23 protein-coding genes are annotated in these 19,673 nt (G+C 46.6%); 9 read left to right on the forward strand and 14 right to left on the reverse strand.

The features are described from left to right. Positions 1–50 precede the first annotated feature (50 nt). Complete coding sequence (locus K3G25_RS12950; RefSeq protein WP_100262066.1) at positions 51–2,123, forward strand: transglycosylase domain-containing protein; 2,073 nt, start codon at positions 51–53, stop codon at positions 2,121–2,123. A 24-nt stretch (positions 2,124–2,147) separates the two neighbouring features. On the opposite strand, the gene K3G25_RS12955 is transcribed toward K3G25_RS12950, so the two are convergent. The 3 genes from K3G25_RS12955 to K3G25_RS12965 form a co-directional block, all read right to left on the reverse strand. After that, a complete protein-coding gene (locus tag K3G25_RS12955; protein ID WP_088056391.1) occupies positions 2,148–2,579 on the reverse strand; it encodes a hypothetical protein in 432 nt (143 codons plus the stop codon). A gap of 143 nt (positions 2,580–2,722) precedes the next feature. Next, positions 2,723–3,241, reverse strand: coding sequence for a YwhD family protein (locus tag K3G25_RS12960; protein ID WP_007407649.1), 519 nt, complete (start codon positions 3,239–3,241; stop codon positions 2,723–2,725). Between the two features lie 12 nt (positions 3,242–3,253). Next, positions 3,254–3,913, reverse strand: coding sequence for a site-2 protease family protein (locus tag K3G25_RS12965; RefSeq protein ID WP_003151043.1), 660 nt, complete (start codon positions 3,911–3,913; stop codon positions 3,254–3,256). Between the two features lie 105 nt (positions 3,914–4,018). On the opposite strand from K3G25_RS12965, the gene K3G25_RS12970 reads away from it, so the two are divergent. Continuing rightward, positions 4,019–4,207 (forward strand): 2-hydroxymuconate tautomerase, encoded by a 189-nt coding sequence (locus tag K3G25_RS12970; RefSeq protein WP_003151042.1) that lies wholly within the window; start codon positions 4,019–4,021, stop codon positions 4,205–4,207. A 37-nt stretch (positions 4,208–4,244) separates the two neighbouring features. Here K3G25_RS12970 and K3G25_RS12975 read toward each other — a convergent pair whose 3' ends face one another. Next, positions 4,245–4,664, reverse strand: coding sequence for a MarR family winged helix-turn-helix transcriptional regulator (locus K3G25_RS12975; protein ID WP_007407650.1), 420 nt, complete (start codon positions 4,662–4,664; stop codon positions 4,245–4,247). A 368-nt stretch (positions 4,665–5,032) separates the two neighbouring features. On the opposite strand from K3G25_RS12975, the gene K3G25_RS12980 reads away from it, so the two are divergent. Further along, positions 5,033–6,427, forward strand: a complete 1,395-nt coding sequence (locus K3G25_RS12980) for an amino acid permease (protein ID WP_050496158.1) — start codon at positions 5,033–5,035, stop codon at positions 6,425–6,427. 64 nt (positions 6,428–6,491) lie between these two features. Here K3G25_RS12980 and K3G25_RS12985 read toward each other — a convergent pair whose 3' ends face one another. The 3 genes from K3G25_RS12985 to K3G25_RS12995 form a co-directional block, all read right to left on the reverse strand. Further along, the gene (locus K3G25_RS12985; RefSeq protein WP_007407653.1) at positions 6,492–6,992 is read right to left on the reverse strand and encodes a YwgA family protein; all 501 of its coding nucleotides are present in this window, start codon (positions 6,990–6,992) and stop codon (positions 6,492–6,494) included. Positions 6,993–7,031: 39 nt separating this feature from the next. Further along, positions 7,032–8,333, reverse strand: a complete 1,302-nt coding sequence (locus tag K3G25_RS12990) for an HD domain-containing protein (RefSeq protein WP_003151035.1) — start codon at positions 8,331–8,333, stop codon at positions 7,032–7,034. A gap of 160 nt (positions 8,334–8,493) precedes the next feature. Beyond that, positions 8,494–8,718 (reverse strand): YuzB family protein, encoded by a 225-nt coding sequence (locus K3G25_RS12995; RefSeq protein WP_003151034.1) that lies wholly within the window; start codon positions 8,716–8,718, stop codon positions 8,494–8,496. Positions 8,719–8,920: 202 nt separating this feature from the next. Here K3G25_RS12995 and K3G25_RS13000 point away from each other — a divergent pair, with 202 nt between their 5' ends. The 5 genes from K3G25_RS13000 to K3G25_RS13020 all read left to right on the forward strand — a co-directional run bounded on the left by K3G25_RS13000 (position 8,921) and on the right by K3G25_RS13020 (position 12,792). Continuing rightward, on the forward strand, positions 8,921–9,694 hold the full coding sequence (locus K3G25_RS13000) for an RsfA family transcriptional regulator (protein ID WP_012118695.1): 774 nt from the start codon (positions 8,921–8,923) through the stop codon (positions 9,692–9,694). 260 nt (positions 9,695–9,954) lie between these two features. Next, positions 9,955–10,269: a PadR family transcriptional regulator gene (locus K3G25_RS13005; protein WP_026092292.1), complete on the forward strand. Its 315-nt coding sequence runs from the start codon at positions 9,955–9,957 to the stop codon at positions 10,267–10,269. Further along, on the forward strand, positions 10,270–10,824 hold the full coding sequence (locus K3G25_RS13010; RefSeq protein ID WP_022553942.1) for an HAAS signaling domain-containing protein: 555 nt from the start codon (positions 10,270–10,272) through the stop codon (positions 10,822–10,824). A gap of 97 nt (positions 10,825–10,921) precedes the next feature. After that, complete coding sequence (locus K3G25_RS13015) at positions 10,922–11,842, forward strand: ATP-binding cassette domain-containing protein (RefSeq protein WP_088056390.1); 921 nt, start codon at positions 10,922–10,924, stop codon at positions 11,840–11,842. Continuing rightward, positions 11,839–12,792, forward strand: coding sequence for an ABC transporter permease (locus K3G25_RS13020; RefSeq protein WP_025649389.1), 954 nt, complete (start codon positions 11,839–11,841; stop codon positions 12,790–12,792). Before K3G25_RS13015 ends, K3G25_RS13020 begins: the two co-directional genes overlap by 4 nt. On the opposite strand, the gene K3G25_RS13025 is transcribed toward K3G25_RS13020, so the two are convergent. The 6 genes from K3G25_RS13025 to K3G25_RS13050 form a co-directional block, all read right to left on the reverse strand. Beyond that, the gene (locus K3G25_RS13025; RefSeq protein ID WP_029972883.1) at positions 12,782–13,618 is read right to left on the reverse strand and encodes a hypothetical protein; all 837 of its coding nucleotides are present in this window, start codon (positions 13,616–13,618) and stop codon (positions 12,782–12,784) included. The genes K3G25_RS13020 and K3G25_RS13025 overlap by 11 nt on opposite strands. Beyond that, positions 13,609–14,406, reverse strand: coding sequence for a hypothetical protein (locus K3G25_RS13030; protein ID WP_014419140.1), 798 nt, complete (start codon positions 14,404–14,406; stop codon positions 13,609–13,611). The genes K3G25_RS13025 and K3G25_RS13030 overlap by 10 nt, the downstream gene beginning before the upstream one ends. Then, positions 14,375–15,298, reverse strand: coding sequence for a DUF6895 family protein (locus tag K3G25_RS13035; protein ID WP_014721963.1), 924 nt, complete (start codon positions 15,296–15,298; stop codon positions 14,375–14,377). Before K3G25_RS13035 ends, K3G25_RS13030 begins: the two co-directional genes overlap by 32 nt. A gap of 48 nt (positions 15,299–15,346) precedes the next feature. Continuing rightward, on the reverse strand, positions 15,347–15,526 hold the full coding sequence (locus K3G25_RS13040; RefSeq protein ID WP_003151018.1) for a hypothetical protein: 180 nt from the start codon (positions 15,524–15,526) through the stop codon (positions 15,347–15,349). A gap of 152 nt (positions 15,527–15,678) precedes the next feature. Beyond that, entirely contained in the window at positions 15,679–16,542 is an 864-nt protein-coding gene (locus K3G25_RS13045) for an octanoyl-[GcvH]:protein N-octanoyltransferase (protein WP_232489339.1), read from the reverse strand. Positions 16,543–16,588: 46 nt separating this feature from the next. Continuing rightward, the gene (locus tag K3G25_RS13050; protein WP_182072091.1) at positions 16,589–17,488 is read right to left on the reverse strand and encodes a cysJI operon transcriptional regulator CysL; all 900 of its coding nucleotides are present in this window, start codon (positions 17,486–17,488) and stop codon (positions 16,589–16,591) included. Positions 17,489–17,603: 115 nt separating this feature from the next. Here K3G25_RS13050 and K3G25_RS13055 point away from each other — a divergent pair, with 115 nt between their 5' ends. Beyond that, positions 17,604–18,581: a YeiH family protein gene (locus K3G25_RS13055; protein ID WP_232489340.1), complete on the forward strand. Its 978-nt coding sequence runs from the start codon at positions 17,604–17,606 to the stop codon at positions 18,579–18,581. Between the two features lie 37 nt (positions 18,582–18,618). Here the strand turns inward: K3G25_RS13055 and pta are convergent, their stop codons facing one another. Beyond that, a complete protein-coding gene (pta, locus tag K3G25_RS13060) occupies positions 18,619–19,590 on the reverse strand; it encodes a phosphate acetyltransferase (protein WP_003151012.1) in 972 nt (323 codons plus the stop codon). Between the last annotated feature and the right edge of the window lie 83 nt (positions 19,591–19,673).

A 19,673-nucleotide genomic window follows, 5' to 3' on the forward strand; every position in this document is an offset into this window, starting at 1 on the left:
CCCCCTTTTTTCACATAATAATAGAATCATGAAAAAGGGGGTTCCCAAAAGTGGATAAAGTATCTGGAAAACAGCTCAGAATCACGTTCAAAATCATCCGCGCCTGCATCTTTCTGACACTGATCGGCGGAATGCTGGCCGGCGTCTGCTTCACATCCGTTCTTCTTGCAGCGAAATGGCAGGGGGCCCCCTCCGTCCGGGTTCCTCAGTCTACGATTCTTTATGCAAATGACGGCTCAAAGCTAGGTGAGACCGATTTCGGGGAAAAGCGCTACTGGGTCCGGTTAAAAGATATCAATCCGATAGCGGTGCAGGCCGCCATTGCGGTGGAGGATCAAAACTTTTACAATCATCACGGTTTTGATTACCGGCGGATGGCCGCCGCCGCGCTGGCTGACATAAAGGCAATGGCCAAGGTTCAGGGCGCAAGCACCATCACCCAGCAATACGCGAGAAATCTCTACCTTGAGCATGATAAGACATGGAAACGAAAATGGAACGAAGCATTTTACACGATCCGCCTTGAACAGAACTATTCTAAAAACGAGATTTTAGAAGGTTATGTAAATACGATATATTACGGCCACGGTGCATACGGAATTGAAGCCGCCTCGCGCCTGTATTTCGGCAAACACGCCAAAGATCTGAACGATGCGGAAGCCGTGCTTTTGGCGGGCATACCGAAAGGCCCGTCCGGCTATTCGCCATATGTCAGCGAAAAGAAGGCCAAACAGCGCCAGGAAACCATTCTCCGACTGATGATCGGCCAAAAAATGATCTCAAAAGAAAAGGCGAAAAGGCTTAAGAAAACGCCGCTTGCCTATCAGCCGCTGAAAAACAGAACCGCGGCGAAAACGGCGCCTTATTTTTACGATGATGCGATGAAAGAACTCGAGAAAAAGCTCGGCATGACGCGCGAACAGCTGGCAACGAGCGGATTGCGTGTTTATACGACGCTTGATAAGCGCATGCAGCGGATTGCGGAAAACACTGTGGCACATACGATCCGTACCGGCTCTGACATTCAGGTCGGCTTTTCCGCGATTGATCCGGCAACAGGGCGCGTGCTTGCGCTTCTCGGCGGACGTGACTACGAAAAAAGCCCGTTTGACCGGGCAACACAGGCGAAACGGCAGCCTGCTTCCACGATCAAGCCGCTTTTGTACTACAAAGCGATTCAAAGCGGCTTTACACCGGTCACGCTGATGAAAAGCGAAGCCACAGAGTTCCAGATTGACGACAACGGAGATACTTATTCTCCAAGCAATTACAACGGCTACTACGCCAATAAACCGATTACGCTGCTTCAGGCGCTTGCGTTATCAGACAACATTTATGCAGTGAAGACCCATCTCTTTCTCGGCATGAATAAGCTCGTGTCGGCGGCAAAGGAATTCGGCATCAGCGAACATTTAAAGCCCCTTCCGTCTCTGGCGCTCGGAACTGAACCCGTGCGCCCGATTGAGATGGTTAATGCCTACGCGATGCTCGCAAACGGGGGAAAACAAATCACCCCTTCCTTTATCACAAAAGTGACGGATACCGCCGGCAATGTCTTGTATGAACAGCCGCGCGGACATCAGCAGACGCTTGATAAAAAAGCCGCTTTTGTGACGGCGAGCATGATGACGGGCATGTTTGATCAGGATTTAAACGGCTATACTTCCGTCACGGGACGCACCATTTCTGACCGGCTGACCCGAACCTATGGCGGTAAATCAGGCACGACGAGCGCAGACAGCTGGATGATCGGCTTTAACCCGGCTCTTGCCGCCGGTGTATGGACAGGCTATGACAAAAGCAGCACGATTGATTCAGTAGAAGAAAAAAGCTATGCGAAGACGATTTGGGCGGACTTTATGGAGAAGGCGCTCGAAGGAGAACCGGAAATAGCGCTTAAACCGCCGAAGGGCGTCACGGGCGTCTATATCGATCCCGCTTCCGGCTACACTTCGGGACCCGGCTGCGCCGCAAAGCATTATACGTATTTCATCGCAGGCACTGAGCCCGCGGATGTATGCTACGGACCGGAACCGTCTAAAAAAGAAAAGGAACACGTACCCGCCCGCAAAGAAGCTCCGCGCAAAAAATGGTGGGATAAGTGGCTCGGCAAAAAAGACTGAGCCCGGTGCATTGCGCGCCGGGCTTTAATCCGCGTCTTCCTCAAGCACCCACGGGAGCAAGAGTGAAAAGTCGAGATGGATAATAGGGTCAGGAAAACCCTTCGGTATAAAAAATGTTGTACTCGGCAATGAAAACGAAAAGCGGATGTCTCCCGCCCTCTCGATATGAAACTTCGGCCAGCCTTCCCTAAACCTGCCGACAATCGGATAGCTGCCCGCATAATGATGCAGGCCGTTTTCCTTTCCATGCTCCCCCAAATCGTGACAGACAGCCGGACGAATCCCAAACTGCGTAAACAGCCTTGTTTTCTCGGCGGGAAGAAGACTCACCGCCTCGGAAAAGTTCCGGCAGTGCCCGCAATCGCAAGGATCAGGCCATGATTTTTCGTATTGTTTTCTCGTTGCCGCCGCATCTGCTTCAATGACCCAAGGCCCGATTTCAAAGACGGTGAACATGATGAAACCTCCGCGTAAACATGAAAAACCCCGAGTCTTGGTTCGGCTCGGGACTTTCCATGTCCTGATTCTGTATCAACAGTTTACTCAGTACAAATGTAAAATAGTGCAAATATTTATAAAGTTCACAAAAAGTTCACAAATTATTTTTCTTCCGGAAGCAGACCTGTTTTCAATTCATCAGATGAACGTTCCCAGAGCCCCTGGTCATGCTTCTGCAGAAATTCAGCAAGCACCTGCTTTGAGCTGGCGTCCATTTTGTCCACGATAATGCAGCGCTTCATTGATTTATCCATTAAATTCACATGCTCCGGCAATGACTTATAGCCTCTGCGGATACTTCTGTCCACAGTCATTTCACAAGCCGTCACACCCGCGTAATAAGGGCCTTCTTCTTTTCTGTCGATGGTGACCCACACGAGCCAGTACGGTTTTCCGTTCGGCACTTCATCTTTGTTCGGCAGGAATTTGATGCCTTTTTCAACGACACTGCGGGCATGCATTGCGCCGATGTCAACGAAGGCTTCCTTCTCTTCCACATCGACAAATACCGGAGAAATATTGTCAAGGCTCAGCGCCCCGGCGCCAAAACCGCCATGTCCGTCGGTCGGATCACTTTTAATAATATTAAATCCGATTGTTTTCTTCTTTTTTTCTTCCATGAAAATACCCTCCTACAAAAGCGGTTGAAATATAATGGCAAATACCTTGAGAATCCAGTCTCTCCCCTCGCTTAACAGCGGCCACACGACATAGGAGCCGACCGGTGTCACAAACAGCACGAGAAACACGATAATCCCGTAACTCTCAAACTGAGTCATTTTGGCGCGCACCCGCGGCGGCACGAGATCCTCAATAATCCGGTAGCCGTCAAGCGGAGGAAGCGGCAGCAGGTTGAATAAACACAGCGCGAGATTCAGCTGAATCCAAATAGAGAAAAAGCGGTCAAGCCCCATGCTGAATGCAGAAAGCAGCTCCATTCCGTAAGCATGCATCAACACTAGCAAAAAGAAACCGATAAAGGCAAGAAGCAGGTTGCTTACAGGCCCGGCGACGGAAACCAGCACTCCCGCCAGCCGCGGTCTTTTAAAGGCGCGGCGGTTCACCGGCACCGGACGGGCCCAGCCGAAACCCGCGACCAAAATTAGAATCGTTCCGAAAACATCAAGATGTTTAATCGGATTGAGCGTTAATCTGCCCTGTCTCGCCGCGGTATCGTCTCCGAACCGATACGCAACATACGCGTGCGCCAGTTCATGCATCGTAAATGCCACGATCAGCGTAATCACGACATAGGGCATAAGCTCCAGCGGATAATATAAAAATCTGTCCAAATGTAAAAATCCCCTTTTTTAAAAAATGCAAGATTGTCCTTCATTCAGTATACTATAAGTGACCTCTCTTCCAAAGAGAGGAAACGATAAAGGAGGATCAGCACCATGCCGCTCGTAACCGTTAAAATGCTTGAAGGCCGCACAGATGAACAAAAACGGAATCTGGTTGAAAAAGTGACAGAAGCCGTAAAAGAAACGACAGGCGCAGCCGAAGAAAAGATCATTGTCATGATTGAAGAAATGAGAAAGGATCATTACGCCGTCGCCGGCAAACGGATCAGCGATACGGAGTAATCCTTGATAACTGCCGGCGCTGCTATGTCAGGCCGGCTTATTTCATTACTTTTTCAACGAGGCTGAAAAAGGTGTTCTTTTCTTCCTCTGTCAATGCTTCGAACAGCTCGTCAATGAGCATCTGCCGGTTTTCAATCATTTGCATGGCCGCCATTTTTCCCGATTCGGAAAGCGTCATCCATACCGTGCGCCGGTCTTCGTTATTTCTCGACCTTTCCACGAAACCTTCTTTTTCTAAATGATTCAGAGCGGTTGTCGTGGCTGAAGGCGATAATGTGACTTCCTGCAATATATCTTTAATCGTGCACGTGCCGTGCCGGTAAATAATCCTGAGAATAAATCCTCTGATATTGTTTATACTCTTCGGAATTGTCGCCTCATCAAGCTTTTTCGTGCTCTTTAAATATTTCGTGAGCGCGTAATCCAGTACATTTGCTTGCAATATATCGTGCTCCATGCAGAAACTCCCCATTTCAAGATGCATCCATCATCATTTGATTGTTTTTTATTACATTTTACTGATACCTCGCGGGGAAAGTCAAAATTTCGGCCGGAAAGCCCGCAACTTTTATCCTGCCCTATACAGACTATTATCTCCTACTTTTTCACCCATCCCTTTTATGCAATGCTGGTTTTATAGACATGATTCAGGTAAAATCATTAAGGGTGACTGCGTTTGACAGAAAGGATAATCTGATCGGATGCGGCAGACAATATGACTGGAAAAGAAACGGAACAGACGGGGAAACAGAACACAGGATTGTCGATTACACAGAATGTGACACGGGTAAAAGCCAAAGAGTCCCTCTTGGCTTTTGCTTTTGGATGGAGGGATGCGTGTTGCGGAATATCCTACAAAAAAAAGACATCACCCAGCTGCTTGAACAAAGCAGAAACAGGCAGACTGCCAAAACGATGGGTGGATTTGATTTAACATTACTGGGCATCGGCGCCGTCATCGGGACGGGCGTCATGGTTCTTACAGGCATTACGGCCGCGAAAAACGCCGGGCCTTCCGTAATCTTTTCTTTTATCATTGCAGCCGTTGTCTGCAGCCTTGCAGCATTATGTTACGCCGAAATCGCTTCTGTTCTCCCGGTTTACGGAAGCGCCTATATTTACTCTTATACCACCATGGGAGAAATTGTCGGCCATTTAATGGGCTGGACGCTCTTATCCGTTTATATGGTGACGGCGTCGGCGGTGGCAAGCGGCTGGTCAAGTTATTTTAATAATCTGTTAGCCGAAATCGGCATGCCTTTGCCGGACAGTCTGCTGCACGTGCCGAGCCAGGGGGGCATCGTCAACCTTCCTGCCATCATCATTACTCTATTAATTGCCGTCGTTCTGTCACGCGGCTCCAAGGAGAGCAAAACCTTTAATAATGTAATGGTTCTCGTAAAAATCGGAATTGTTTTGCTGTTTATCATCACAGGAAGCTTTTTTGTAAAGCCGGGCAATTGGCATCCTTTTATGCCTTTTGGAATCAAAGGCGTCATTACAGGGGCTTCTGCCGTCTTTTTTGCGTTTCTCGGGTTTGACGCGATTTCCGCTTCGGCTGAAGAAGTCAAAAAACCGCAGCGCAACCTGCCGATCGGTATTATCGGTTCACTGGTGATCTGTACATTGGTATACGTCATCGTCTGTCTCGTCATGACGGGTATGGTTCCGTATTCACAGCTTAATGTGCCGGAAGCCATGTCATATGTGTTACAGACTGTCGGACAAAACGCGGTGGCGGGCGTTATCGCTGCCGGTGCGGTGATCGGACTGATGGCCGTCGTTCTCGCCCATACATATGCGGCGACCCGTATATCTTTTGCGATGGCAAGAGACGGAATGCTGCCGAAAGTCTTTACCATTGTCGGAAAGAAATCGGGAGCGCCGATCTTTAATACATGGCTGATCGGACTGATCAGCGCCTGCATCGCGGGTTTTGTTGATCTGAAAGAGCTGTCAGATCTCTCAAACATCGGCGCGCTATTGACATTTGCCATGGTCAGTCTGTCCGTGCTGATTCTGCGCCGCACCCATAAGGATCTGCCGCGGGGATTTAAAGTGCCTTTTGTACCAGTACTGCCGATTTTGGCCATTATCTGCTGTTTGTTTTTAATGGTCAATCTGCCGCTGAAAACGTGGCTTTATTTTGCCGTCTGGCTGATCATCGGCGTCATCGTTTACTTTTTATATTCGTACAAGCACAGCAAATTGAGACAATAAACAAAACCAGGCCCGCTTTATCGCGGCCTGGTTTTTTCATCAAAAAAGACGAAAGCCATCGCCTTTAACAAATATGTTTCAGCTCTTCTATGTAGTGAAGCGCCTCATCATATTCTTCATCTGTATATTTCTGTTTGCTTTTTATCGTAAACACTTTCTCTTTCTTTTCCTCAGCTTCAAGGCCGTCAAAATACAAAATCGTAGACACCAGCTCCAGAAACCGGGATGAGCGGCTGTTGACGCTGTCGATGTACTTCTTCATATCCGGCATCGTAAGCTCCGCATGATGTAAAAACTCGGCTCCCGTCTCCGTCAGCGAGTACCGGTATTGAAAGTAGCCGCCCTTTTTTTCCTTCACCTCATCCAGAAACCCAAGATTGCACAGCTCTTCAATTCGAAGCGTCAGTTCTTCGGAATACGGGCCGTAAAAATGAAAATCATATTTTTCGTAGAAAGGATACTGCATTTTCTTCGCGATATAAATGATTTTCTGCAGCTTTTTCCGCCCGATGATTTCTCCAGAATCCGAGAACACCTTCATCAGTTTTGCATGTTCTTTCAACAAATTCCCGACATCTCCTTTTCCTTCTTTACCAAAATCCTTCTATGTCAGTCCCAGCAGCTGCCGGATTTTTAATTTTGCTTCAGGGTTTTCTGAATCGTCACAAATGAGGTCCATCGGATAGTAGAGCTTATGGTCCGTCCGGCGTTTGCCCGAAATGGATTCGACAATGGCGGACTGCCTGGACAGCTCTTTGATCTGGCCGTTCTGCGTTAACAGGTGAATCGGCAGACGCTCCTCCTCTTCACCCGGCCGGTAAAAATCATACGGCAGATCCGATGAAGAATCGACCACTAAATAATAATTGGGATCAATTCCCGCCTCTTTAAACAGAGCGGTCAGTTCAAAATAAGCCGACATTTCCTCATTGGGGTTAAATTCGGCATATTGAAACAGCTGGCGGTTAATGAAGCGGCGGCACAAGTCGGACAGAATCGGGTCCTCTTCTTCCTCCCAAGCCTGGAAATAATATAAAATGATGGCTTCATCAAGCTTCAGATAATCCGCAAGCGTCAGCTTCCCTTCAAAAATGGAATAAAAATGAACGGGAGCATGCGTGAATATATACCCTTCTTCATGGAGCTGCTTCGCACGGTGGAGAATTTTCGTCAAAATGACTTCAGCGCTTCTCGTCACTGGATGAAAATACACCTGCCAGTACATTTGATAGCGGCTCATAATATAGTCTTCGACGGCGTGCATGCCGCTTTGCTTAATGACGATCTGGTCCTCTCGCGGACGCATCACCCTTAAAATCCGTTCCATATCAAAATGTCCGTAGCTGACGCCCGTATAGTATGCGTCCCGCTGAAGGTAATCCATCCTGTCGGCGTCAATCTGGCTCGAAATCAGGCTGACCACCTGCTTGTTTTTGTATGTTTTGGCAATGACTTCAGCAACATCCTGCGGAAATCCCGGTCCCGCCTTTCTGAGAACCTGATTCACCTCGGTGTCGCCGAGAATGATTTCCCTCGTATAGTCTTCATGATCCAGATGAAAAACCTTTTCAAAGGAATGCGAAAACGGCCCATGTCCCAAATCGTGCAAAAGCGCGGCGCTGAGACAGAGTTCGCGTTCATTGTCATCCCATTCAGGACGCCCTTTAAAAACATCATCAACCATTCGTCTGACAATCTCATAGACGCCGAGAGAATGGTTAAAACGGCTGTGTTCCGCGCCGTGAAACGTCAAATACGTCGTACCGAGCTGTTTGATCCGGCGCAGCCGCTGAAATTCACGGGTGCCGATCAAATCCCAGATCAGCTTGTCCCGCACATGAACATAGCGGTGAACGGGATCTTTAAACACTTTTTCTTCTGATAATTTTCCGTTTGGATACGCCATCGTCATTCCCTCTTTTTTTTAGCCGTGATTCTATTATATCGGCTCTGTAATTTGAAAACATCCTTGAATTTGTCCGGCGTTTTGTTCCAGTTTTCCGTCATTGATTTTTTGAAGCAAAAAAGCCTGACCCATCGGGCGAGGCTGTCATAAAAATACACATTTACTTTTTGATCTTCTTTTTCACTTTCTCAATCAGCTCGTCCTCAGTCGGCGCCGACAGCGGGCGGTTGTTTACGAAAGCAAACGATTTTTTGCGTCCGGGCCCGCAATATGACTGACATCCGACCTCCACTTTTGCATCCGGGTCAGCTTCTTTCAAACGCGGCAGCAAAGTCTTAATATTGGTGGCCTGGCAATCATCACACACTCGGAATTCATTAGCCATGATGTACGCTTCCCTTCATTCAATGTTCCTCTATGTTAAATCTTAATTTTAAAAACGAAAAAAATCACATCACATCTCATTGTACAAGGATTCATCTTATCCTGCAAGGCTCTGCGTATCTCTCATTCTTTCAGCCAATTTGTATAAATATTTTCCAATCTGGACATTCTAATACCATCAAAGATATTGGGGGTTGAGAACATTGACAAAACAAAGACAGGACGCCTGGTCGGAGGAAAATGACCTGCTGCTTGCGGAAACCGTGCTCCGTCACGTTCGGGAAGGAAGCACGCAGCTGAATGCCTTTGAAGAGGTAGGCGATAAATTAAACAGAACGTCGGCAGCGTGCGGATTCAGGTGGAATGCTGTCGTCCGCCATCAATATGAAAAAGCGCTTCAGCTTGCCAAAAAACAGCGGAAACAGCGGATGCGCGCGCTCGGAAACGGCCAGCCGGCCAAGAAGAAACTATTATACCAGCCGCCTGCACCGGATGCGGACATCATGCAGGAAACCGCAGCCGAAGAGACGGTTCAAACGGAAGCGCCAAAAGAAGATCGGCAAGCCGTCATGTCCGGCGAACATATGCCTTATGTCGATGAAAGCTTCAAGGAAGAGTTAGCTAGTTTATCACATTTGCTGGCGCCTCAGCAGCCGAGCCAAAAGGCGGAGCTCACAATGGCAGACGTCATTCAATTTCTGCAGAGCTATGAAGGCAGCGGAAAGCAAACTTCCGCCCTGCAAATGGAAAATGACCGTTTAAAACGGGAAAACCAAGAACTTCAGTCTAAAACCGAGCAGCTGGAAGCGGCCGTCGAAAAGCTTGAAAAAGATCAAAAAACCATTCAGGAAGACTACGAAACCTTGGTGAAAATTATGAACAGAGCCAGAAAACTAGTTTTATTTGAAGACGACGAGCATGCCTCTCCGTCCTTTAAAATGGACCGGAACGGCAATTTAGAAAAAATGGCCGAATAACGGAAAAACCCCTTTCCTTGTCATGGAAAAAGGGGTTTTTGCCATTTGTCAATGACGCGAATCCTGATCTATATTAATGTAAACATTGTTCAGGAGGCCTTCTTTCCGCAAGGGCTGCGCATCTCGGTCCCCGCCCGCACATAAGCATAAAGATTCAATTCCTCATCCCAAATGGTTCTTGGGAATTATTGATCGATTAGCTACTGTGCAATACACTGTATAGAGAATACAATTATTAGATATGATGGGAATGATAGTAAATGAGTAGCCAATTACGAAAAGGAGCGTTGGAACTTTGTGTGTTGTCCCTGCTTCTTTATGAAGATTTATATGGTTATGAATTAATCAAGATCATAAGTGAAACGTTCCCTGTATCGGAGGGCACCATCTACCCCATATTACGAAGACTCACAAAAAATAACTGCCTAAAAACGTATACAGCAGCTTCCGATCAAGGCCCATCACGCAAATATTACAAAGTAACAGAAGAAGGCGCCTTTTATCATCAAACATTAAAATCGGAATGGCTTGACCTGTCCGAAAAAGTGAACAGCATCATTAAGGAGGGAAAATGAATGTGTAAAGACCAATATTTAAAACATCTCCGGCGGGAAATAAAAGATCTGCCGGAATTTGAGCAAAAAGAGATACTCGCCGATATCGGCGAAATATTCCAAATGGGCGGCGCTGAAGGAAAAAGCGATGAACAAATCGCCGGCAATTTAGGAAACCCCAAAACACTTGCGCGCGCCTTAAAAGCGGATATTTTCATCAGTGATGCCGAGGAGCAGAAAACATGGCGCTCCTTTTTCAAAGCATTCGGCCTGATGCTGGGTATGGGCATGTTCAACTTCATGTTTATGCTGACACCGTTTCTTTTTGCCTCTGTTGCGGTGTTAAGTTTGATGGCGATCGGCCTGATGCTGATGACCGGATCATTCTTTCTCCTTGTAAAAGTGCCGATTGTAACAGCCATTTTTAACGGATGTATGGTTCTTGGAGCGGGTATGGCGGTGTTTATGGCCGGATTTGATCTTTCGAAACTGATATTCCGCATCTTTTTGCGCTATTTCAAATGGAATGTCAGCGTTGTAAGGAGGGAAACCATTGAATCGAAAAATGTGGTATAGCATTGCTCTCATTTTAATCGCTGCCGGCCTGATCGGAAGCATGTTCTTCGGTTTTGACGGCTTTTACCCTAAATCATAAGGAAGGTGTGCAAATATCATGACTGAACCAGCCCTGATATTAAAAGATGTCTCTAAAACAATCAATCATACCCCTATTGTACAGTCAATTTCTTTCGATGTGAGAAAAGGCGAGATATTCGGCCTTTTAGGGCCGAACGGCTCAGGAAAAACCACTATTTTCAGAATGATCGTACAGCTTATTAAAAAAACAGAAGGAGCCATTTCATTCAGAGGCAGACCGGACAGCGACTTTGAATATTTTATGAGACATATCGGGGTTATCATTGAAGGCCCGGATATGTATCCGAATATGACCGCTTTGCAAAACCTGAAATATTTCACCAGACTGCGGAGCACCTCGCTGAAAACGGATGACCTTATGAATACCCTTGCAAAAGTCGGACTAGATCAGGCTGCCAGCAAAAAAGTGAAACATTTCTCATTAGGCATGAAACAGCGCTTGGGGCTCGCTTATTCTCTTCTTCACAATCCCGGGTTATTAATTCTGGATGAACCGATGAACGGCCTCGATCCTAAAGGTATGAAAGAATTGCGCACCATTCTTTCCGATTTAGCGAAGCAAGGGGTTTCTATTTTATTATCAAGCCATTTATTGTCTGAAATGGAGGAAATTTGTGATAGGGTTGCCTATATTAAAAAGGGACGGATTTTAGGAATTGAAGACATGAAGAACAGACATGACCTTGGTCAGAAAAAGCTGTTTACCGTCACGGTCGATCATCCGGCAAGGGCGAAAGAAATATTAGAGCGGGAAGGTATTCTTCAAGTACAGCAAAAAGACAGCCGCGTCATTGAATTGGAAGCGGAAGAAGATACCATCCCGTATGTCATTAAATCTTTGGCAGAGAAAGAAATTCTGATTTCCCGCGTTTCTGCAAGAACTTTGTCATTGGAAGAGAAATACATGATGATTACAGATCAGGAGGACGCGGTATGAGCATATTTCATCTGGCGCAGAACGAATTCATAAAAATAACCCGAAAAAAAGGCACACTTTTATCTCTTTTCTTCCTGTTTCTCATCGTTTTGCTGGCCGGCCTTATTATGAATCATGAGTTAGATGCTTCCTCGGATAACAATTGGAAAGAACGGCTTCTCGCCGAAAAAAAACAGGAAGAAATTGATAAACCGGCTGAAACGACAGGCGTTTATTATTCTGCTGATGTTAAGAATAAAGACTATTATTTGGAGCATAACATCAACCCTTATGAATGGAACGGCTGGAGGTTTTTCGGCACGGTTACTTCAAACGGGCTTGAGATTTTCGTAAGCTTAACCGCGATTTTAACCGTCAGCGGGGTTGTTTCTAAAGAGTTTGCCCTTGGGACGATTAAGTTTATCGCTACAAGCCCGAACCGAAGATGGCGGATTTTAACATCGAAATTTCTGGCCTCCCTTCTGTTTACCGGTATGATTTACTTATTTTACTGTGTGAGCTGTTTGCTGATCGGCGGCGTGTTATTCGGTTTTTCCAATGCTTCATATCCGCTCGTCTATACTCATTTAAATGACAGTCTGTATACCATCAGTTCAATCAAAGCATCCGGAATCATTCTGCTTTTGCGTTTCATATCAATTATAAGCATTGTCACCATTGCGTTCACTTTGTCAGTATTGTGCAAAAGCCAGGCGCTCTCCCTCTGCTTATCGATTTTACTGCTGTTTGCCGGCAGTATATTGGGCGGAACTGATTTGCTTGCCCAATATACGTGGTATAAATTTACGCTCTTTCCGCATTTAAACCTCGTTGCTTATGTAAATAAAAGCGCGGGTGATGCGATTTCAACGTTAAACATCCCCTATTCCGTGACGGTTATAGCGATCTACTTTCTTATTTGTTTATTGATTTCTTTTTCCGTCTTTCAAAAGAGAGACATTACAGCATAGACAGAGAGGCGGCGGCATAATGAGCGGACGGCAGGAAATACTGCCGGTCCAGCAATTTGCCGCTGACCGCCCCTTGGTCCATCGCTAATGGATTCAAATAACCGAAGCTCCCGCTGCTTCGCTGCTGAAAGCGTAGAAATTCCCGCCCTTCCCGTATAAAAAGCGCCTCATCGAATTTGAGAAATTTCATAATGGCTGTGTATTTTGCAACGGCGTCAATGTGATACTTTCTGCACTCGGCTAACATTAAACCTGAAAAAGCAAAGTCTGATGTTTTGTACCATTCCGTGAGAAAAGGCTGCAATTCTTTCATTTGCAAATAAGTGACGGCATAAAGGGCATCCGCCTGTTCTTCCTGGATGCCGCCCGGTGCCATGAGCAAATCGGCCTCACGTTTCATTACGGTTTCTAAGAACACGATCAGTTCTTCCGGAGTCATCGCCCCAAAATAAGCCCCTAACACCATGAGGATCATAGAGGAAGGCTCTGATTTCAGTTCCTCTTGTAAACCGCGGACCATTTGTTCAAGTCCGTTATGAAAAAAGATGCTTTTTGCGGCATCCATCCTGCGGTATATATGATACGCATACGCGAACAGGACCGGATGGCATTCGTGCGTTTTTTCTCCAAAATAACGGTCTAAGAATAGAATGGCTTCTTCTGTATCCTTTCTTTTTTCAAAGTGATGACATGCCGCTAAACCGCAAAACAGGTGCATGAGATCATCTGCTTCCATTTCTTCCGGCTGCAGCTGAATGTTCTTCCAAAAACCCAGCAGCCATTCTTCTGTTTTTTTTATATTAAAATGTTCCTTGACTATCCGCATGTTCCACACTCCAGATTCAGAATCTCAATCGCCGGCAGAAGAGCCGGAGCACAATGAATGGATGGATTCTCGTTATTTATATGATGAAGAGCCGCTTGACAGCCATAAAAAAATGGATCGATACACGATTGGATAAATAACATATTGCACAGCTGTTTCATTTTTCGGCTGCCGAGACAAAACACAAGCCATTTTTGAATGGACGCCTTCAAGCCGGGATGAAGCAGATGCTCTCCCTCATTCAAATGAAGAAGACAGTACTCGACAAACTCCAGCTCGTTTTCAGCTGTTCTTTTCCATGCGTCATGGAGCAAAGGCTGAAACATCGAATTCTTGTAAAAGCGCACTTTTTCATGGTCAGTTGACATTCCCAGCTCGCTCAGCAAACCAGCGAATTCGGCGTATTTAAAATAAGGCCATTCTTTTTTTATAAGATAGCCGTTTTGCAATCCGTGACGTATGACTTGATCATCCGAATCCATTCCCTGCTTCTTTTTATAAGCTTTTGCCGTTAAATAGATATGAATCAACTCATTGACAATGGCCGTGTTACAGTGAAACAGATCTTCCCAGCATGACTTATCAACGAAAGCGGAGGCAATCCTTTCAGTATGTTCTTTTACAGCGGAAGAATGGCTCGTCTTCCTGCAGTATTTGCAGAAGCCGGCAAACAGCTCAATGCTCTTTTGATCCGGAAGCGATTGTTCAGCAAAAGATAATAAAAATTGATCCGCCTCTTCAGCTAATCTGTTCAAGTTAATCGTTCCTTTCTGCTCTAAGACAGGCATGCGCGGCACCCGCGGCGACAAGTGTTGTATGATAGCAATGTTTGAACACATCTTCTCTTCGCTGTTCACCTTTCAAACCGGGTTTATGTTGATAGGTGATGCTCGGGACATTCCCCTCTTTCATTCGGCCCTGATAGATTTTATTCCAGGCTGCTTCATAGAGCGGTTTATGGTTGTCCTTATCCATGTCGATATGTAAAAAAGAGCTGCACATCAATAATTCACTGGTAATATCTAAATTCTCAAGACAGATATAGATCCCGAGAAATTTCAGGACCTTTTCTTTTAAGGACGGCAGATGATACTCTTTATCCGTAAGCGAAGAACATCCCATGTCTGTTATATAAAAAATCGTATGAGTGATGCTGTACGCATCATGATCCGTCATATATGTATTTGGGATATCCTGACCAGCTGCTGTGTAGTGATATAAGTCAGAAAAATCCGTTATTTCCGAGGTTACGCCTGCTCTTTGCAGACTGTACTTCAGATCCATTTTCCGAAAGGGAATTTTAGCAAGGCTGCGATCAAAACGCGCTGCCGTGAATTTTTCCAGCTCCCATATCACCGAAGCCCGTGACGGATGATCAGTCAAGGTAAGAAATTCACCCGCAATAGCCAATCCGGCGAGACCGTCCGGATCAAAATGAATAAATTCTTCAAGCTGATCATTACGGAGCCTTTCTGTAATAAACTCCGTTAAAACAGCAACTTCCTTATCATCTGCCTGATTTCTGATCAGGTAATTGGTAAGAAAAATGAGTTCTATAAATGTTTTAAGGCGCCACCTGAAATCATTCGCTACTTTATGATTCATATCAAAGTAATGGATATTTTTAACAATCCATGACAGTGCTCCCCGCTTAATTTCTCTTATATACTCTTGTGTCACACTCTCACCGCCTCGTCTCAGATGTGTAGGCTCCAAACAGTGATTATCCTACTTTTGAGCGGCTAAATCAGAGAAATTCAAATTCGGGTTTTGATTGTCTTCTTGGCTCGGCACTACAAGCACCCAGCCGCTCCAAGCGAAAGAATTGCCTGATTGTTCCGCATCTCCGGCTAACAAATGCGTCGGGATCGTGATTCTTTTTTCTTCTTTTATTTTTTTAAAGTTCATATCTCCATCTCCTTCAGTTTATAGAATTATTTGGAACCTACATAAATATATTAATCAAATAAGGTATATAATGTAAACTAGTTTTCATATAACACTTCTTTTTCACTATAACTAAATAGTATATAATTACCAAAAACAAAAAAAGCCCGGACTTAGTCCAAGCTTTCCTGCGTGCCGAACACCTTCTCATTCCGTTCCAGCATTCGGGTCAGATTTTTTTCAAATACCTTCTCTTCTTCCGGCGATAATCCGGCTGCATACAGGCGGCCGCTGAGTTCCTTCAGTTCAGTCAAAAGCGTCAGCATTAAGTCTTGCACGGTAATGTCCGTTTGCAGCAATTCGCTTAATGAAGCCATCGTTTCGGGCCGGATATCGGGATATACGCCTTTTGTATCGTTGCTTTTGTCTTTTAAAGCGGCTTGATAGAAACGTCTGATCAGATCGGCGCGTTCGCTTCCGCTTTTATCGGCGCAGAGATAAATCTGAACCGCGGTTCCGCCCCGCAGGCGCCTTTGTGAGATTCCCGCGAATTTTCGGCCGCCGATGCTGAGATCGTAGCTGCCCGGACAGTACGATCCTTTAATTTCATATGCTTTAAGTTCGGCATTATGCGGACGCAGCATCCGCCGCACCAGCTCTGTCATCGCCTCGTAGCCTCTGTCGATGTCGATGCCTTTTTTCTCATCTTCAAAAATAAGCGAGATATTCAATACGCCTTCGTCCAGTACGACGGCGAGGCCTCCGGAATTGCGGACAATGACACGGTAGCCTTCGTCCTCCAGCAATTTCACGCCGTCCTCTAAAAACGGCAGGCGCGTGTCCTGAATGCCGAGCACGATCGTCCGGTGGTGCACCCAGGAGCGTGCCGTCGCAGGCGATTCCCCTTTGCCTACGGAGGCGCACAGCGTATCATCCATTGCGAATGACTGCTTCGCATCAAAATAAGGGCCGAGGCTGGATTGGTCAATGATTCTCCAGCTCGGCTGCATCAGTAAATCAATCGGTTGCTTTCCCATCTATATTAAATCCCTTTCGTCATAGGCTTTCCATGCATTTATTATATCACTCCGCTTGAGATGATTGAAATTGGCTTTTCAAAAGTGCGATGAAGATTTCTTTGTTTTTTGTGTTCTCCATAATGGAAGATTGGATGATAGACAGTTTCCGTTTTAAGGAGAATCCTTTTATCTCAAGCACGGAAATGCTGCCGTGAAGCAGATCCTTTTGCACCACGCTTTTTGACAGAACGGAAAGACCCATTCCGCTGATCACGGCTTCTTTGACGCCCTGGTTGCTGCTGATCGTCATCATGGATGTCGGCCGCAGTCCGTTTGATTGAAGAACATGGTCTAAATATTCCCTCGTTCCCGACCCCTTCTCCCTCGTCACCCACGCTTGATTTTGCAATTCGGCAGCCGGGAGGTTTTTTCTGCCGGCGAGCGGGTGTCCGTTCGGTGCGGCAATGCACAATTCATCCTCCATAAACGGCTGAATGTCGAGTTCATTTTTCCCCGTATGCCCTTCAATTAATCCGATATCGGCTTGAAGCATCCGAACCGCTTCGCTGACCTCCTCCGTGTTTCCGATCATGACGTCCAGGTTCAGCTCGGGATACTCGTCATGAAGCTTTGCGAGAAGCGGCGGCAGAATATATTCGCCGATGGTAAAGCTCGCGGCGATTTTGAGCTTCCCTTTGACATAATGATGATGGGCGTAAATTTCGGATTTGGCCTGTTCGTACAAAAAGACCATCTGCTTGGCTCGCTGATAGAGTATGTCCCCCGTCGGCGTAGTCGTAAAGTGCTTCGGAGAGCGGTTCAGCAAGGCGGTTTGAAATTCTTTCTCCAGGTTTTTAATGTGAAGGCTGACGCTCGGCTGAGAAATCATCAGCTTCTGCGCCGCCTTTGTAAAGTTTTTTTCTTCCACGACGGCAATGAATGTTTTCAGTTCCCCATAATACAAAAAGCATCGCCCCTAATCATTATTTTTCCTAATCGTTTAGATCATATAAATATATTTTACTAATGATTAAGACCGCAGTAAAGTGGAGTTATCAAGATAATGGGAAGTGACTGAGATGAAGATGGTAAAAGGTGTTTCAGTTACCGCAGGAATTGCGTTTGCGGCTTTCTATGTCAGCCGCCTGCCGTTTTTGCATATGTTCGGAATGCTTGTCCTTGCAATGCTGATCGGCATGCTCTGGCGCGCCGTATTCGGACAGCGGGCGGCATTAGAGCCGGGGATCGCGTTCTCAAGCAAATACTTGCTGAAAGCAGGCATCATCCTGCTTGGTATGAGACTGAATCTGGCGGATATCTATCATGCGGGCTGGCACGTATTTGCAATTGCCGTCTGCTGTATGATGTTTGCGGGTGCCGTTGTATACGGACTGTCCCGGCTGTTCCGTATAGATCAGACACTCAGCACGCTGACAGCCTGCGGCACAGCGATCTGCGGGGCGGCTGCCATTGCCGCGATCGCGCCGCAGATCAGATCAAATGAAGATGCAGCCGCCGTCAGCGCGGCCGCCGTTTCGTTATTAGGAACCATTTTTACTGTTGTATATTCTCTTTCTTATCATGGATTGGGCTTTTCTCCTGCGGCTTACGGAGCCTTTTGCGGGGCAACGCTTCACGAGGTGGCGCATGCGGCGGCGGCCGGCAGCGCCGGAGGAAAAGCAGCCGTCGAGATGGCGGTGATCGTCAAACTGACCCGGGTCGCGCTGCTCGTCCCGGCCGCATTCATGCTCGGAATGCGGGCTCGCCGCAGCGGAAAGTCAAAGACGGCTTCTGCCGCTTCACTCCCCATCCCTTGGTTTATCTTCGGATTTCTCGGAATGAGCGCCATCCATACATCAGGCGTCATTTCAGCCGCGCATTCCGAATTTCTTGTTCAAGTGTCTTATGTTTTAATCGGTATGGCGATGGCGGGTCTCGGTTTGAAAGTCCATATATCGGCGTTTCGTCATAACGGCTGGCGGGCGCTCGCAGCAGGCTTGATCGGTTCTCTTTGTTTGTCCCTGTTCGGCTTGGCCGCAGTGACGTTCTTTCTATAAAAAAATGCCGGCCCTCGTAAAGGCCGGCATTAGCGGATTACAGCGCTTGAGCAGCCGTAATTAACGCAAGATTGTAGACGTCTTCCGCATTACATCCTCTGGAAAGATCGTTTACAGGCATATTTAATCCTTGCAGAATCGGTCCGACCGCTTCGAAGCCGCCTAAGCGCTGAGCGATTTTGTAGCCGATGTTACCTGCTTCAAGGCTTGGGAATACAAATACATTCGCGTCTCCTTTAATGTCGGAGTCCGGCGCTTTTTTCTCCGCGACAGACGGCACAAATGCAGCGTCGAATTGGAATTCGCCGTCCAGCGTAAGCTCAGGCGCTTTTTCCTTCGCAATTTTCACGGCTTCAGCCACTTTGTCCGTCTCGTCTGATTTCGCCGATCCTTTTGTAGAGAAGCTGAGCATGGCAACGCGCGGGTCAATGTCAAACATTTGAGCCGTATTGGCGCTTTCAATGGCAATTTCGGCAAGGTCCTGGCTGTCAGGGGCAATGTTGATCGCGCAATCAGCGAATACATATTGCTCGTCACCGCGGGCCATGATGAAGACGCCTGATGTTTTTTTCACGCCTTCTTTTGTTTTAATGATTTGAAGTGCAGGGCGCACCGTATCGGCTGTAGAATGTGCAGCTCCGCTGACAAGTCCGTCTGCGAGACCTTTGTACACAAGCATCGTGCCGAAATAGTTTTCGTCCAGCAAAGCTTTGCGGGCCTGTTCTTCCGTCGCTTTGCCTTTGCGGCGTTCTACGAAAGCCTGAACGAGTTCTTCCATGCCTTCATATGTATGCGGGTCAAAAATGTCCACGCCGTCAAGCGTAAGGTTTAATTCTTTCGCTTTTGCTTGAATGTCTTCTTTATTGCCGACTACGATCGGCTTTAATACCTTGTTGCCCGCCAAGTTGTTGACCGCAACCAGGATACGTTCGTCCAACCCTTCAGGAAATACGATTTTCACATCTTTTCCTGCGACTTTTTCTTGTACTTTTGTAAATAAATCTGCCACGATATACCCTCCTCTATGTTGACAAAAAACGCTTACTTTTACAGCATACTCTTCTTCCAGCTAAATTCAAATAACCAACTTCC

It is taken from the genome of Bacillus sp. FCW2 (assembly GCF_021228595.1).
GTDB lineage: Bacteria > Bacillota > Bacilli > Bacillales > Bacillaceae > Bacillus > Bacillus velezensis.

Bases quoted from the DNA above. Each gene is read 5' to 3' on its own strand.
- K3G25_RS12955 (WP_088056391.1), bottom strand. From the start codon at position 2,579: ATGTTCACCGTCTTTGAAATCGGGCCTTGGGTCATTGAAGCAGATGCG.
- K3G25_RS12960 (WP_007407649.1), bottom strand. From the start codon at position 3,241: ATGGAAGAAAAAAAGAAGAAAACAATCGGATTTAATATTATTAAAAGT.
- K3G25_RS12970 (WP_003151042.1), top strand. From the start codon at position 4,019: ATGCCGCTCGTAACCGTTAAAATGCTTGAAGGCCGCACAGATGAACAA.
- K3G25_RS12975 (WP_007407650.1), bottom strand. From the start codon at position 4,664: ATGGAGCACGATATATTGCAAGCAAATGTACTGGATTACGCGCTCACG.
- K3G25_RS12980 (WP_050496158.1), top strand. From the start codon at position 5,033: ATGGAGGGATGCGTGTTGCGGAATATCCTACAAAAAAAAGACATCACC.
- K3G25_RS12990 (WP_003151035.1), bottom strand. From the start codon at position 8,333: ATGGCGTATCCAAACGGAAAATTATCAGAAGAAAAAGTGTTTAAAGAT.
- K3G25_RS12995 (WP_003151034.1), bottom strand. From the start codon at position 8,718: ATGGCTAATGAATTCCGAGTGTGTGATGATTGCCAGGCCACCAATATT.
- K3G25_RS13005 (WP_026092292.1), top strand. From the start codon at position 9,955: ATGAGTAGCCAATTACGAAAAGGAGCGTTGGAACTTTGTGTGTTGTCC.
- K3G25_RS13010 (WP_022553942.1), top strand. From the start codon at position 10,270: ATGTGTAAAGACCAATATTTAAAACATCTCCGGCGGGAAATAAAAGAT.
- K3G25_RS13015 (WP_088056390.1), top strand. From the start codon at position 10,922: ATGACTGAACCAGCCCTGATATTAAAAGATGTCTCTAAAACAATCAAT.
- K3G25_RS13020 (WP_025649389.1), top strand. From the start codon at position 11,839: ATGAGCATATTTCATCTGGCGCAGAACGAATTCATAAAAATAACCCGA.
- K3G25_RS13025 (WP_029972883.1), bottom strand. From the start codon at position 13,618: ATGCGGATAGTCAAGGAACATTTTAATATAAAAAAAACAGAAGAATGG.
- K3G25_RS13030 (WP_014419140.1), bottom strand. From the start codon at position 14,406: ATGCCTGTCTTAGAGCAGAAAGGAACGATTAACTTGAACAGATTAGCT.
- K3G25_RS13040 (WP_003151018.1), bottom strand. From the start codon at position 15,526: ATGAACTTTAAAAAAATAAAAGAAGAAAAAAGAATCACGATCCCGACG.
- K3G25_RS13045 (WP_232489339.1), bottom strand. From the start codon at position 16,542: ATGGGAAAGCAACCGATTGATTTACTGATGCAGCCGAGCTGGAGAATC.
- K3G25_RS13055 (WP_232489340.1), top strand. From the start codon at position 17,604: ATGAAGATGGTAAAAGGTGTTTCAGTTACCGCAGGAATTGCGTTTGCG.